General features: G+C 68.4%; 13 protein-coding genes. 11 read left to right on the top strand and 2 right to left on the bottom strand.

The window, feature by feature from the left end; genetic code table 11:
* The first annotated feature begins 19 nt into the window (after nucleotides 1–19).
* The 3 genes from ACTJK0_RS18345 (at nucleotide 20) to ACTJK0_RS18335 (ending at nucleotide 1,882) form a co-directional block, all read left to right on the top strand.
* Nucleotides 20–418, top strand: a complete 399-nt coding sequence (locus tag ACTJK0_RS18345; protein ID WP_110541498.1) for a nuclear transport factor 2 family protein — start codon at nucleotides 20–22, stop codon at nucleotides 416–418.
* 172 nt (nucleotides 419–590) lie between these two features.
* The gene (locus tag ACTJK0_RS18340; RefSeq protein ID WP_440746177.1) at nucleotides 591–1,721 is read left to right on the top strand and encodes a glycosyltransferase; all 1,131 of its coding nucleotides are present in this window, start codon (nucleotides 591–593) and stop codon (nucleotides 1,719–1,721) included.
* A gap of 11 nt (nucleotides 1,722–1,732) precedes the next feature.
* Complete coding sequence (locus tag ACTJK0_RS18335) at nucleotides 1,733–1,882, top strand: hypothetical protein (protein WP_181422333.1); 150 nt, start codon at nucleotides 1,733–1,735, stop codon at nucleotides 1,880–1,882.
* A gap of 65 nt (nucleotides 1,883–1,947) precedes the next feature.
* Here ACTJK0_RS18335 and ACTJK0_RS18330 read toward each other — a convergent pair whose 3' ends face one another.
* Entirely contained in the window at nucleotides 1,948–3,117 is a 1,170-nt protein-coding gene (locus ACTJK0_RS18330) for a glycoside hydrolase family 26 protein (RefSeq protein WP_440746197.1), read from the bottom strand.
* Between the two features lie 267 nt (nucleotides 3,118–3,384).
* Between ACTJK0_RS18330 and ACTJK0_RS18325 the strand changes: the two genes are divergently transcribed.
* From ACTJK0_RS18325 to ACTJK0_RS18315, 3 genes are all read left to right on the top strand, one after another.
* Entirely contained in the window at nucleotides 3,385–3,786 is a 402-nt protein-coding gene (locus tag ACTJK0_RS18325) for an Hpt domain-containing protein (protein ID WP_440746176.1), read from the top strand.
* A 152-nt stretch (nucleotides 3,787–3,938) separates the two neighbouring features.
* A complete protein-coding gene (locus ACTJK0_RS18320; protein WP_440746175.1) occupies nucleotides 3,939–5,012 on the top strand; it encodes a glucose 1-dehydrogenase in 1,074 nt (357 codons plus the stop codon).
* Nucleotides 5,009–6,001, top strand: a complete 993-nt coding sequence (locus ACTJK0_RS18315; RefSeq protein WP_440746174.1) for an aldose 1-epimerase family protein — start codon at nucleotides 5,009–5,011, stop codon at nucleotides 5,999–6,001. The genes ACTJK0_RS18320 and ACTJK0_RS18315 overlap by 4 nt, the downstream gene beginning before the upstream one ends.
* 144 nt (nucleotides 6,002–6,145) lie before the next feature.
* Here ACTJK0_RS18315 and ACTJK0_RS18310 read toward each other — a convergent pair whose 3' ends face one another.
* On the bottom strand, nucleotides 6,146–6,646 hold the full coding sequence (locus ACTJK0_RS18310) for a MarR family transcriptional regulator (protein ID WP_110541504.1): 501 nt from the start codon (nucleotides 6,644–6,646) through the stop codon (nucleotides 6,146–6,148).
* Between the two features lie 70 nt (nucleotides 6,647–6,716).
* Between ACTJK0_RS18310 and ACTJK0_RS18305 the strand changes: the two genes are divergently transcribed.
* Genes ACTJK0_RS18305 through ACTJK0_RS18285 form a run of 5 tightly spaced genes read left to right on the top strand, consistent with a single transcriptional unit; the run spans nucleotide 6,717 to nucleotide 12,410 of the window.
* Nucleotides 6,717–7,184, top strand: coding sequence for a hypothetical protein (locus ACTJK0_RS18305; RefSeq protein ID WP_110541505.1), 468 nt, complete (start codon nucleotides 6,717–6,719; stop codon nucleotides 7,182–7,184).
* The gene (locus ACTJK0_RS18300; protein WP_440746173.1) at nucleotides 7,181–7,858 is read left to right on the top strand and encodes a gluconate 2-dehydrogenase subunit 3 family protein; all 678 of its coding nucleotides are present in this window, start codon (nucleotides 7,181–7,183) and stop codon (nucleotides 7,856–7,858) included. The genes ACTJK0_RS18305 and ACTJK0_RS18300 overlap by 4 nt, the downstream gene beginning before the upstream one ends.
* Nucleotides 7,855–9,510 carry a GMC family oxidoreductase gene (locus tag ACTJK0_RS18295; RefSeq protein ID WP_440746172.1) on the top strand — a complete coding sequence of 552 codons (1,656 nt, stop codon included), beginning with the start codon at nucleotides 7,855–7,857 and terminating at the stop codon, nucleotides 9,508–9,510. The genes ACTJK0_RS18300 and ACTJK0_RS18295 overlap by 4 nt, the downstream gene beginning before the upstream one ends.
* Before the next feature lie 2 nt (nucleotides 9,511–9,512).
* Nucleotides 9,513–11,303 (top strand): thiamine pyrophosphate-requiring protein, encoded by a 1,791-nt coding sequence (locus tag ACTJK0_RS18290; protein ID WP_440746171.1) that lies wholly within the window; start codon nucleotides 9,513–9,515, stop codon nucleotides 11,301–11,303.
* A gap of 3 nt (nucleotides 11,304–11,306) precedes the next feature.
* Nucleotides 11,307–12,410, top strand: coding sequence for an enolase C-terminal domain-like protein (locus ACTJK0_RS18285; RefSeq protein ID WP_440746170.1), 1,104 nt, complete (start codon nucleotides 11,307–11,309; stop codon nucleotides 12,408–12,410).
* The last annotated feature ends 5 nt before the right edge of the window (nucleotides 12,411–12,415 follow it).

Here is a 12,415-nt window from a genome sequence, read left to right as displayed (position 1 = left end):
CCAGGATCATACTGATGGCATGGATGATCGAGAGGATTTCCTGGAATGGGTGAGGACCGATCTCTACGCTGCGGAACTCGCCCTCCACAACGGTGACGCCGGCCCGCGCAGGGCGCTCTGGTCCCGCACGGAACCCGTCAGCGTCCTCGGCGCCTGGCGGAACGCCTTCGGGCAGCAGGACCTGGACGAACTGTTCACGAGCCTGGGCAAGCAGTTCTCCAACTGCACCTCGTACCGGCTGGAGGTGCTCGCCTGCGACGTGGTGGGTGACATGGCCTATACCGCCGCGCTGGAACACACGTCAGCGTCCGTCGACGGCGAACCCCGCAGCTACGTGCTCCGGGCAACGCAGGTTTACCGGCGCGAAGACGGGGCCTGGAAGGTGGCCCACCGGCACGGCGATACGGTAACCGGCTGACCAGCACTGAAGCCTGAGGAAGTTTCCGCAGGTCAGGCGCGTGTGCGGGATCACGCGGCGGGAGCCGGACTTTATCGAACCTTGAGGGTAAGCAGGGGCCAAAGTTGAGTGGCCGCTTCAAGAATGGGAAGCGGCCCGATGGGGGGCCAACCAACCAAACCAGGAGCCCTCCATGCCCACCACCGCGTCCACCCTCCCTGCCCGCACAGCGGGAGTTCCGCAGGCTGCCCGCGCTTTGCGGGTTGTGGTCCTGGTTCCGGCCTACAACGAGGCAGGCTCGATCGGCGCCACCCTTGATGGCCTGATGCTCCAGTCCCGCCCGGCGGACCTGGTGGTGGTGATTCCCAACGGGTGCACCGACGGGACGGCACGGGAAGCACGCAAGTACCCCGTCACCGTGATGGAGCTGCCGCGGCTCGAACACCGCAAATCCGAGGCACTGAACCGGGCCTGGAACGAACACGCCCACGACGCCGACGTGGTGGTCTGCCTCGACGCGGACACCGTCCTCCCACCCAACGCCCTGGCCGCCTGGGAGCGCGAGTTCATGGGGCGCCGCGCCGCACGCGTGGGCGGATCGTCGTCGAAATTCACCATGCAGGACCCGGGCTTCCTCAGCAGGCTGCAGAAGGCCGAGTTCGCCACCTGGACGGACACCGCCCTGCGGCGCCGGCAGACCAGCGTCCTGGCAGGCACCGGCTGCGCGATCAACAACGCCGTCCTGCGGCGGATTGCAGCCCGGGACGACCGCGAAGGGCCCTGGGTCTACACCTCCCAGGTGGAGGACTTCGAGCTCACCTACCGGATCCGGGAACTCGGCTACGTCTGCCAGGTCTCCCCTGACGTCCGCGCCTACACCGACTCGATGAAGACCATCAAGGCGTTGTGGGGCCAGCGGATGAAATGGCAGGTAGGTACGGTCGAGGACCTCCTGGACCTGGGCATCAACCGCCTGACCCTCCGTGACTGGGGGCAGCAGGCCATGGGGCTGCTGGGCGTGTTCCTGAAGCTTCTGTGGATCGCCGTCATTGCCCTGTCACTCGCCCTGGGCGTCTTCCAGTTCGTCCTGTTCTGGTGGCTGGTCCCCATCCTGTTCGTCGCGCTGGACATCAAGCGCGCGCTGCGGATCCCCCACCGGGACTGGAAGGACGTCCTGCTGGCGGCCACGTTCTTCCCCCAGGAACTGTTCATGTGGCTGCGGTCCGGGTGGTTCCTTGCCTCCTGGTGCGCGGTCCTGACCACCAAGATCACCCGGCGGCGCATCGACCGCTGGGAAGCCCAATACACCGCAGAGGACATCTGAATATGTATGGAATGACCACCGCCATCCCCGCCACCGGGGCCGCAGCCCTGGCCTACACGGGCCTGAACGTGGGCTCGTCGCTCCTGACCGCCCTGGGCGTCCTGCTCATTGGCGTGGCCCTGCTGTCGCTGCTGCGCAAGGACAGCAAGGTCAAACCCTGATGCCGCCCGCGCTGGCCCTGGCCGGAGCACCGTCCGGGCCAGTCGCGGATGCGCAAAACCCGTTGTCAGGAGGTGCGCCGGGCCTGCAGGGCGTTCTTGAGGGCCGTGGCGGAGCTGGTGCTGCTGTTGATCCTCCAGTCCGTTTCCTTTTGCATGTGGAACCACACGAACCCCGTGACGTCCGGCTGGGCGGCCAGGTAGGACACCAGCGCGGAGTTCCACGCGGCTTTGTCCCCGCCGGCCTCGCTCGAGGCGGTCTCGGCAACGAGAATCGGAACACCCGGGGCAAGGGCCCGAAGCTGGGCTATGCCCGGCCCGAAGAGGTCCTGCGGGGTGATCCACGCGCTCCACGAGGCGGACGTTCCCCAGTTGTAGCCGTCCAGGGCCACGACGTCGGCGTACCCGGCACCGGGATACAGGCCCGCAAGGTCGGTGGAGCCGTAGTAGGGAACGTTGGGGCTCCAGACCCAGGAGACGTTGCTGGCACCCTGTGCCGCGACAACGTCATGGACGTGCCGCCAGGCCTGGGCGTAGTCACCCGCCTGGTTGCCGTTGACGCCTTCGGCCCACGGATACCAGTTGCCGTTCATTTCGTGCGCAAACCGCAGCTGCACGGGGTAGCCCCAGGCGGCCAGCGACTGGCCCCACTGCGCGATGTACGCGTCGAAGGCACCGGCGGTGATCCTGTCCAGGCTGTAGGCGGGCTGGTCCACACCGCCGCCCCAGAGCCAGGGTTCCCACGTCACCAGCGGCACAGCACCCCGTGCCCGGACGGCGTTCATCTCGGTGATGGGGGCCGGCTGGGCGAAATCTTCGTAGAACAACACACTGGACGGCGCCTCACCGGCAAGGACGGCCACCTCGTCGAGCTCGCTGCTGGCAAGGGGACCGCCCGCCGTGGCTGCGCCGAAGCGGAGCCTGGCGTTGCTGATGGGCGGCACCGCCGTGGTGGGCGCGGAAACCGTGAACACCGCGGAGGCCTGCACGGAGGACGTCTTGGCAGTCACGGTGACCGTTCCGGCGGCTGTTGCGGGAATGGTGGCCGGGGCGCTGAAGGCTCCGGCCGACGTCGTCTTCAGGGGGAAGGTGGCCGAACCAATGATCACGGTTCCGGTGGTGGAGGCTTTGAAGCCACTGCCGGTGACCGTGATGGCCGTGCCGGCAGGTCCGGTGGCGGGGCTCAGCGAGATCTGTCCCGCGGCAGCCTGGGCGGCAACCGGCTGAACCACCGCCATGGCCAGGGCAAGGCCCAACGCCGCGGCCACTGCCGCCAGGTACGTCTTTATGGAATTAAGCAAGGCAATCGATCCCCAGAATCGTTGTGGCAGCAGAGCCTGCTGCCGGCCAGGTGCACCACGCGGCACACGCCTGATCGTAGAGGCCCTGCGCTGAAACTGAGCAGCCCTTGATCGAATACTGTGCAAAAACTGTGCCGAAACAGGCACCACGGCGGTTGAAGGACACCCGCCGGCATCAGCTCCGTGCCTTTGGAAGGACGACAAGTGACATGGTCCGCTGATCCCGAGCAGCTCCTCCTGGATCCCGTAGTCCTCACCCGGCTGCGCGGTGAGCTCGACGACGACGAGGGATGGCTGCTCTTCATCCGGCGCTACATCGCCCAACTGCAGTTCAGGGTCCGGAAGCTCCGTACGGGCCTGCTCGATGGGGACCACGGGCTGGCCATGGACGCCATCCTCAGCCTCAAGATCTCGTCCCAGATGGTCGGAGCTGCACGGCTCGCAGGGATGGCGTGGGACCTGCAGTGCTGCGTCGAGGCTGCAGACCCGGACCACGCAAGTTCCGCCCTGCCGGAGCTTGCGGACCCGCACCTCCTCTTGATCTCAGCCTGCGCCGACGAAACGGCCGTATCCCTGGCACTCATGGTGGAACGGGCGCGGCAATAGTCCTCCAGGGCCAGTCGCGCGAGGAGCATGGGAACCCGCGCGCGCCCTGCTCCCCCAGCCGATTCACATCCTTTTCCCAGCCAACAACGGTTGCGGTAGCGCAAATAACGGGGGAGACTGGCGTTACCACCCCCTGCGTTTGAGGAGAGGCAATGCAAGCATTGACAGTAACTCCGGGGAAGAAGGACTCACTGAGCCTTCGCGGCGTCCTTGAGCCGCCTGCCAGCCAGGGGCCGGTGCTGGTTGAGGGACTGGCGGTTGGCCTCTGCGGAACCGATACCGAGATCATTGCCGCAGAGTACGGTGAGGCCCCGGCCGGCCAGGACTACCTGGTCCTGGGCCATGAAAACCTTGGCAGGGTCCGGGAGGCGCCGGCTGATTCCGGCCTCGCCCAGGGGGACCTGGTGGTCGGCATTGTCCGCCGGCCGGACCCCGAACCGTGCAAGGCCTGCGCCGCCGGCGAGTGGGACATGTGCCTTAACGGCAAGTACACCGAGCACGGCATCAAAGGACTGGACGGGTTTGCCAGGGAGCAGTGGCGCGCGGACCCGGATGCCATGGTGAAGCTGGACCCGGACTTGGAGGATGTGGGCGTGCTGCTGGAGCCCACCACCATCGTGGCCAAAGCATGGGAGCAGATCGGCCGGATCGGGCAGCGCGCATTCTTCGACCCCCACGTCGCCGTGGTGACCGGGGCCGGGCCTGTTGGCCTGCTTGCGGCACTCCTGGCCGTCCAGCAGGGTCTGGAGGTACACGTCTTCGACGTCGTCAAGGACGGGCCCAAGCCCGAGCTGGTCCGGGACCTCGGCGCCACCTACCACAGCGAGTCCCTGCCGGATTCGGGCCTCAAGCCGGATGTAATGGTCGAGTGCACGGGAGTGACGCCCGTGGTGCTGGACGCCCTTCGCTGCCGCGCCCAGGACGCCATCACCTGCCTCACCGGGGTCTCCGGCACGGGAAAGCGAACTGGAGTGGATGTGGGGGCGCTCAACCGCGAGGAAGTGCTCATGAACGGTGTGGTGTTCGGCAGCGTCAACGCGAACCGGCGCCACTACGATGCCGGCGCCAAGGCCCTGGCCGCCGCCGACAAGGACTGGCTGCGCCGGCTCATCAGCCGCCGCGTGCCCCTCGACAAATTCGCCGAGGCCTTCGACCACCGCACGGATGACGTCAAGGTTGTCCTGGACCTCCAGGCAGCCGGCAGCGGCGGGACCGGCCAGTCATGAATCCGGCAGAAACGGGTGCCGTACAGGAAAGTGCCGACGCGCCCGGGGCCACCGATGGCCATCGGCTCCCGTCCGGGCGCCAGTACGAGATCCGGCACGGCCGTCAGACTGTATTACTGACCGAAGTCGGCGGGGCGCTGCGGGACTACCTGCTGGACGGCCGGCCCCTGCTGGACGGGTACGGGCCGGACGAGATGTGCACGGGCGCGCGGGGACAGTCCCTGATCCCATGGCCCAACCGGATCAAGGGCGGCAGGTTCGCCTGGGACGGCACCGACCTGCAGCTTGACCTCAGCGAGCCGGACAAGGGCGGCGCGATCCACGGCCTGACCCGCTGGCGGAACTGGGCGGTTGCGGACCAGGCGGAGGACCGCATTTCCTTCACCTGCACCCTCCACGCCTGCCAGGGCTGGCCGTGGGTGCTCGACTGCCGGCTGGACTACACGCTCGACGACGGCGGTCTGACCGTGCAGACCACGGTCACCAACCGCAGCCAGCGGCCGTGCCCGTTCGGGACAGGTGCCCACCCCTACCTGAGCCTGGGGCTGTCGGGCCAGGTCATCGACGCAGGCCTTGTCCAGGTTCCGGGGCGGACATACCTTCCGGTGGACGATCGGGGTATCCCCACGGGCCGTGAGAAGGTGGACGGCACACAGTACGACCTGCGCGAACTTCAGCAGCTTGGCGGCCGGCACATCGACGTAGCCTACACCGACCTGCTCCGCGGTCAGGATGGCCGGGCCCGGGTGAAGCTGGTGCGCCATGACCGCTCCGCTGCGGTGGAGCTTTGGGTGGACGGGACGTACCCCTACCTGGAAATCTTCACCGGGGATACCCTCCCCCAGGCGGATAGACGCCGGACGGGCCTGGGCGTGGAGCCGATGACGTGCGCACCGGACGCATTCAATTCGGGGGAAGGCCTGGTCACCCTCCAACCGGGGCAAACCCACACCGGCCAGTGGGGCATCTCCCCCTGGCCCGACATCTGAGCAGCCATGGACACCACGAACCGTGGCACGGCAGCCCCTCAAAACCGGTGCTTTCCGCCAACTCTTTCGCGAAGCTCAACTATTGCGCCCCTGCAAGCGCGGCAGTTCAATGAAGGTATGGGTTGCGCCTTCCGGTGCCGGCCCTCAGGCCCCGGCTCCCAACGTGAAGCGGCCATCAGACGTTCCCTGGCCGCCGGCCGCGGCCGCGAAGGCCTCCATGGCCGCCGCAAGCGCGGGACGGCGTCCGGCCGGCATCCGGGAGATCACCCCGGCAATGGCCTGCCGCCGGTGCTCCAGCACGGTATTGACCAGCTCTTTCCCTTTCCCGGTCAGTTCCAGCAGGACGTACCGGCGGTCCGCCGGGTCCTCCCGCCGCTCGATCAGTCCGGCCGCCACCAGCCGGTCGCTGATGCGGGTCGCGTTGGAGGCATGGACGCCGAGTTCGGCCGCCACCCCGCCCAGGTTCTGCGGCCCAACGTTGTGGATGCGGACCAGGACGCGCAGCTGGGGCGTGTTGACCACATCCTCCACCTCGGCCACCGAGCTGGCCACCACCCGCAGCAGGACGTCGGCAGCCGCGAGCACGGCTTCAACTTCCCGGCTTGCCGGCGGCGTCAGTTCCTCCGATGAGGCAGGTGTGTCCATAACCACTAGTTTCGCCGGATAGTTACCAAACTGCAAAGGTTGCGCACATCAGGGCCGGATAAGGAGAACCATGAAGACCCACCAGCAAACAGACCCGGTGACCAGCACGGTCAACGGTATCGACCGGCTCATCCGGAATGTGCAGACCGGCAGGTTTGAGCGTTCCCTGTCCGGCCTCACAGCGGCAGGGGCACTGGTGACCGCCGCCGAAATCTACCTCGAGCATGACAAGGCCAGCTTCGGCAACAAGTGGATGTGGGTGCCGGTGGCGCTCGGACCGGTGGGGGCGGCCGCCGGGGTGGCCGGTGTCTTCAGCCGGCGGATGGCCAAGACGGCGCTGCCGCTGGCCAGTGCCGCCATCATCGCCAACGGACTGCAGGGAACGTGGCTGCACCTGCAGGGCATCCGGCAAAAGCCCGGTGGGCTGTCCAACCTGCGCTACAACGTGGAGATGGGCCCGCCCCTGTTCGCTCCGCTGCTGGTCACCATGGTGGGCGGAATGGGAGTGCTGGCATCGATACTGAGGCGGGAACCATGAGCAGGCTGCCGCTGGAACTGTCCGACGGCGGCGGCCGCTACCCGGGCTTCAGCACCCTTGCCCAGGCGGGGCATTGGGACCGGGCCACTGCCGCCGTCGTCGAATCCCGCCTGGGCCGGCCGCCGGACATCCGCTTCTTCACGCCTGCGGAAGAAGCCGCCGCGCAGGCACTCTTCGACCAGCTGCTCGCCCAGCACGGCGAACCCCGCGTGCCCGTTGTAAACCTGGTGGACGCCCGGCTGGCCGAGGAGCAGACCGACGGCTGGCACTATGACAACCTGCCCCGCGACGGTGAGGCCTGGCGCGCCACGCTCGCTGCATTGGATGCCGAGGCCGGTTCCCGCGGCGGCCGCACTTTTGCGCTGCTCGATCCGGAGCAGCAGGCGGCGCTGCTGCAGGACATCTGCGACCTGCACCAGGAACTCTGGCACGGCCTGCCGGCGGACCGGGTATGGGGCCTGTGGACCCGCTACGCCTGCACCGCCTTCTACTCCCATCCGCTGGCATGGGACGAGATAGGCTTCGCCGGACCGGCCTACCCGCGCGGGTACAGGAACCTGGGCGTGGACCGGCTGGAGCCGTTCGAAGTCCGGGACGCCCGCCCGGATGACGATCCAACCCACGGGCCGGCCCGCCAGCCAACCTCCGGTCCAGCCTCCGGGGCGGACAAGTGAACAGGGTCCGCGAGCGCAACGGGTCCGCCTGGCTGCTGCCCGCCGGGCCCGGCAGCAACGGGCAGCTGCGGGCTGACATGCGGCGGTACAACGACGCCGATGAGGTGGACATTGTGATCGTGGGCTGCGGCGCCGGGGGTGCGACGCTGCTGCAGCGCCTGGCAAGGACCGGGTGGCGGGCCGTGGCGCTGGAGGCGGGACCGTTCTGGGAACCGGAGCGGGACTGGGTGAGCGATGAGGCAGGGTCCCACCACCTGTACTGGACCGAGCCACGCGTCATCACGGGGACGGATCCGGTGCCCTTGGGGTCCAACAATTCCGGCCGCGGCGTGGGCGGATCGATGGTCCACTTTGCGGGGTACACGCCGCGGTTCCACCCCAGCGATTTCCGGACCTTCACCGCGGACGGCGTGGGCGCGGACTGGCCCCTGGAATATGCGGAGCTGCGGCCGTACTACGAGGACATCGAGGCGGAGCTGCCCGTGGCCGGTGAATACTGGCCGTGGGGCGACCCGCACAGCTACCCGCACCGGCCGCATCCGGTGTCCGGCAACGGTGAAGTGTTCCTGCGCGGGGCCAACGCGTGCGGCGTTACCGCGAAGGTGGGGCCGGTGGCCATCGCCAACGGCAGGTTCGGCAACCGGCCGCACTGCATCTACCGCGGCTTCTGCCTGCAGGGCTGCAAGGTCAACGCCAAGGCCTCCCCGCTGATCACGCATGTCCCGGACGCCCTGCAGCACGGCGCCGAAATCCGGGCCGAAGCGATGGCCACCCGGATCGGGTTCGACGAACGGACCGGGCGCGCCACCGGCGTCGAATATGTCCACGGCGGGGTGGCAAGGTTCCAGCGCGCCCGGATGGTGGCCGTGGCCGGCTACTCGATCGAAACGCCGCGGCTGCTGCTGAACTCCACGTCAACGCGCTTCCCAGACGGGATGTGCAACGACTTCGACCAGGTTGGCCGGTACCTGATGGTCCAGGGCGCGCCGCAGACCGCCGGGCGGTTCCAGGCCGAGGTGCGGATGTGGAAGGCCCCTCCCCCGGAGGTCAGCACGGAGGACTTCTACGAGACGGACCCCAGCAAGCCCTACAAGCGGGGCTTCTCCATCCAGTGCGTATCCCCGCTGCCCATCACCTGGGCCGAGCACGTTGCCGCGCAGGGGCACTGGGGTCCGGCGCTGCGCCGCTACATGAGCGACTACCCGCACTGGGCGTGCCTGGGTGCGCTGTGCGAGTTCCTCCCCCTGAAGGAAAACCGGGTGACCCTGGCGGACGAGACGGACCGCCACGGCATTCCCGTGGCCCGCTTCAGCTACAGCCAGTGCAGCAACGACCGGCAGCTGATGTCCGCCGCGCAGAAGGTCATGGAGGAAATCCTGACTGCTGCCGGGGCGGAGGAGGTCATCACCATCAACCGCTACGCCCACCTGGTGGGCGGCGCCCGGATGGCCGCCACCGAGGACGCGGGCGTGGTGGACCGGAACTGCCGCAGCTTCGCGGTACCCAACCTCCTGGTCACCGACGGCAGCGTGCTGCCCACCCAGGGCAGCGCCAACCCGGCCCTGACCATCATGGCGCTGGCGGCCCGCGCCGCCCGCGTCCTGGTCCACGGCGCCCGCACCGGCGCCCTGACGAGCACAAAGGAAGACTGATCATGGCAACCACAGTGGCCGACTACCTGCTCTCCCGGCTGGGTGAGTGGGGTGTGGACAAGGTATTCGGGTTCCCCGGAGACGGCATCAACGGAATCCTCGCCGCCTTCGGCAAGGCGGGGAACCAGCCGAAATTCATCCAGGCAAGGCACGAGGAGATGGCGGCGTTCGAGGCCGTGGGCTACGCCAAGTTCGGCGGCCGGGTTGCGGTGTGCATGGCCACCTCCGGTCCCGGCGCCATCCACCTGCTCAACGGGCTCTATGACGCCAAGCTGGACCACGTTCCGGTGGTGGCCATCGTGGGCCAAACAGCGCGCAGCGCCATGGGCGGCTCCTACCAGCAGGAGGTGGACCTGCTGACCCTGTTCAAGGACGTCGCCTCCGACTACGTCCAGATGGTGACCGTCCCGCAGCAGCTGCCCAACGTCATCGACAGGGCCATCCGGATCGCGGAGGCCCAGCAGGCGCCCACCGCGGTCATCATCCCGGCCGACGTGCAGGAACTGGAGTATGCCGCGCCCACCCACGAGTTCAAGATGGTGCCCTCCAGCGTCGGGGCCCGCTGGCCGGAGATGCAACCGGACAGCGACGCGGTCCGGGGTGCCGCCCAGCTCCTGAATGAAGGTTCCAAGGTGGCCATCCTGATCGGACAGGGCGCCCGCGGCGCGGCCGCCGAGGTCCAGGAAGTGGCCGAACTGCTCGGGGCCGGCGTGGCCAAGGCTCTGCTGGGCAAGGACGCCCTGCCCGACGACCTGCCGTACGTCACCGGATCCATCGGGCTGCTGGGCACCCGGCCCAGTTACGAGATGATGCGGGACTGCGACACCCTGCTCACGGTGGGTTCCAGCTTCCCCTACACGCAGTTCCTGCCGGAACCGGGACAGGCCCGCGGCGTGCAGATCGACATCGATCCCCGGATGATCGGCCTTCGTTACACCAACGAATTCAACATCGTGGCCGACGCCGCCACCGCGCTGCGGGCCCTGACCCCGCACCTGGCCCGCAAGCAGGACCGGTCCTGGCGGGAGAACCTGGAGAAGGGCATCAGCCGCTGGTGGGAGACCATGCATGACGAGGCCATGGTCGGCGCCAACCCGGTCAACCCCATGCGGCTGTTCGCGGAGCTCTCCACCCGGCTGCCCGCGGATGCGATGCTCAGCGCGGATTCGGGCTCGTCAGCGAACTGGTATGCCCGGCAGCTGAAGTTCGTGGACGGGGTCCGGGGTTCACTGTCCGGCAACCTGGCCACGATGGGTCCGGGTGTCCCCTATGCCATCGGCGCCAAGTTCGCGCACCCGGGCCGGCCGGCCATCGCCTTCGCCGGTGACGGCGCCATGCAGATGAACGGGCTGGCGGAGCTCATCACGGTCAAGCATTACTGGCGCGAATGGGAGGACCCGCGGCTGGTGGTGGCCGTCCTGCACAACAATGACCTGAACCAGGTCACCTGGGAGATGCGCGCGATGGGCGGGGTGCCGGCCTTCCGCGAGTCCCAGGCCCTGCCCGACGTCGACTACGCGGGTTTCGCGGAAAGCCTCGGCCTGCAGGGCCTCCATGTGGAGGATCCCGACGACGTCGGGCCGGCCTGGGAGAAGGCCCTCGCCGCGGACCGGCCCACGCTTTTGGACGTCCGCACCGACCCCGACATTCCGCCGATCCCGCCGCACGCCACCTTTGAACAGGCCCGCAAGACCGCCGAGGCCATGATCAAGGGCGACGACAGCGCCTGGGGCGTGGTGAAGGAGGGGGTCAAGACCAAGATCCAGGAATTCCTGCCGCACAAGGAGGGCTGACCGGTGCCCGCCGCAGCCACAGTCACCGCCGTCCGGGCCAGCGCCTACACCGTCCCCACCGACGCCCCGGAAGCGGACGGGACCTACAGCTGGGACTCCACCACGCTGGTCCTGGTGGAGGCGGACGGCGGCGGAAAGCACGGTCTGGGCTGGACCTATGCCCCGGCCGCGGCGGCAGCCCTGGTGGAGGACCTGCTGGCCCCGGCCGTCCGGGACATTGACGTCCTGGACGTGCCGGCCGCCGCGGCGGCGATGGCCAAGGCGGTGCGTAACCCCGGCCGGACCGGGCTGGTGTCCTACGCCGTGTCCGCCGTCGACTGCGCCCTGTGGGACCTGAAGGCGCGGCTGCTGGAAGTGCCGCTGCACAAGCTCCTGGGCGCCGTCCGGGACAAGGTTGCCGTCTACGGCAGCGGCGGCTTCACCAGCTACGGCGAGGACCAGCTGCGCGACCAGCTCCAGGGCTGGGCACTGGAGCAGCACATTCCCAGGGTGAAGATCAAGATCGGCCAGGACAGCGGAACCAACGTGGCGCGGGACCTGGACCGCATCCGCCAGGCGCGTGCCGCCGTCGGCCCCAACACGGAACTGTTCGTGGACGCGAACGGTGGCTACACCGCCAAGCAGGCAATCCGGGTGATGCAGGAAGTGGAAGGCGAGCGCGTCACCTGGTTCGAGGAACCCGTTTCCAGCGATGACCTTGCCGGGCTGCGCGCCGTCCGTGCCGCCGTCGCCGCTGATGTGGCGGCCGGCGAATACGGCACGGGGCTGTTCTACTTCCGGCAGATGTGCGCCGCGCACGCGGTGGACTGCCTCCAGGCCGATGTCAGCAGGTGCGGCGGGATCAGCGAGTGGCTGCGCGTCGCGGCCGTCGCCGCCGCTCACGGCCTGGAGCTCTCGGGGCATTGCGCACCCCACCTGAGCGCCGCCGTTGCCGCAGCCACCCCCAACTTCCGGCACCTGGAATGGTTCCATGACCACGTCCGGATCGAGAACCTGTTCTTCGACGGAACGCTTGACCCGGACGGCGGGTGGATCCGGCCCGGAGACTCCCCCGGCAACGGACTGGCATTCCGCGCCACCGACGCCGCCCCCTACCGGGTCAGCTGACGACC

The sequence above is a fragment of the Paenarthrobacter sp. 22069 genome (assembly GCF_052046035.1).
Taxonomy (GTDB): Bacteria; Actinomycetota; Actinomycetes; order Actinomycetales; family Micrococcaceae; genus Arthrobacter.
This window is presented reverse-complemented; position numbering and strand designations above follow the sequence as displayed.

What these genes read in the sequence shown, in the direction of transcription:
- ACTJK0_RS18320 (WP_440746175.1), top strand. Translation starts at nt 3,939, where the DNA reads ATGCAAGCATTGACAGTAACTCCGGGGAAGAAGGACTCACTGAGCCTT.
- ACTJK0_RS18300 (WP_440746173.1), top strand. Translation starts at nt 7,181, where the DNA reads ATGAGCAGGCTGCCGCTGGAACTGTCCGACGGCGGCGGCCGCTACCCG.
- ACTJK0_RS18305 (WP_110541505.1), top strand. Translation starts at nt 6,717, where the DNA reads ATGAAGACCCACCAGCAAACAGACCCGGTGACCAGCACGGTCAACGGT.
- ACTJK0_RS18340 (WP_440746177.1), top strand. Translation starts at nt 591, where the DNA reads ATGCCCACCACCGCGTCCACCCTCCCTGCCCGCACAGCGGGAGTTCCG.
- ACTJK0_RS18335 (WP_181422333.1), top strand. Translation starts at nt 1,733, where the DNA reads ATGACCACCGCCATCCCCGCCACCGGGGCCGCAGCCCTGGCCTACACG.
- ACTJK0_RS18290 (WP_440746171.1), top strand. Translation starts at nt 9,513, where the DNA reads ATGGCAACCACAGTGGCCGACTACCTGCTCTCCCGGCTGGGTGAGTGG.
- ACTJK0_RS18345 (WP_110541498.1), top strand. Translation starts at nt 20, where the DNA reads ATGGATGATCGAGAGGATTTCCTGGAATGGGTGAGGACCGATCTCTAC.
- ACTJK0_RS18330 (WP_440746197.1), bottom strand. Translation starts at nt 3,117, where the DNA reads ATGGCGGTGGTTCAGCCGGTTGCCGCCCAGGCTGCCGCGGGACAGATC.
- ACTJK0_RS18315 (WP_440746174.1), top strand. Translation starts at nt 5,009, where the DNA reads ATGAATCCGGCAGAAACGGGTGCCGTACAGGAAAGTGCCGACGCGCCC.
- ACTJK0_RS18310 (WP_110541504.1), bottom strand. Translation starts at nt 6,646, where the DNA reads ATGGACACACCTGCCTCATCGGAGGAACTGACGCCGCCGGCAAGCCGG.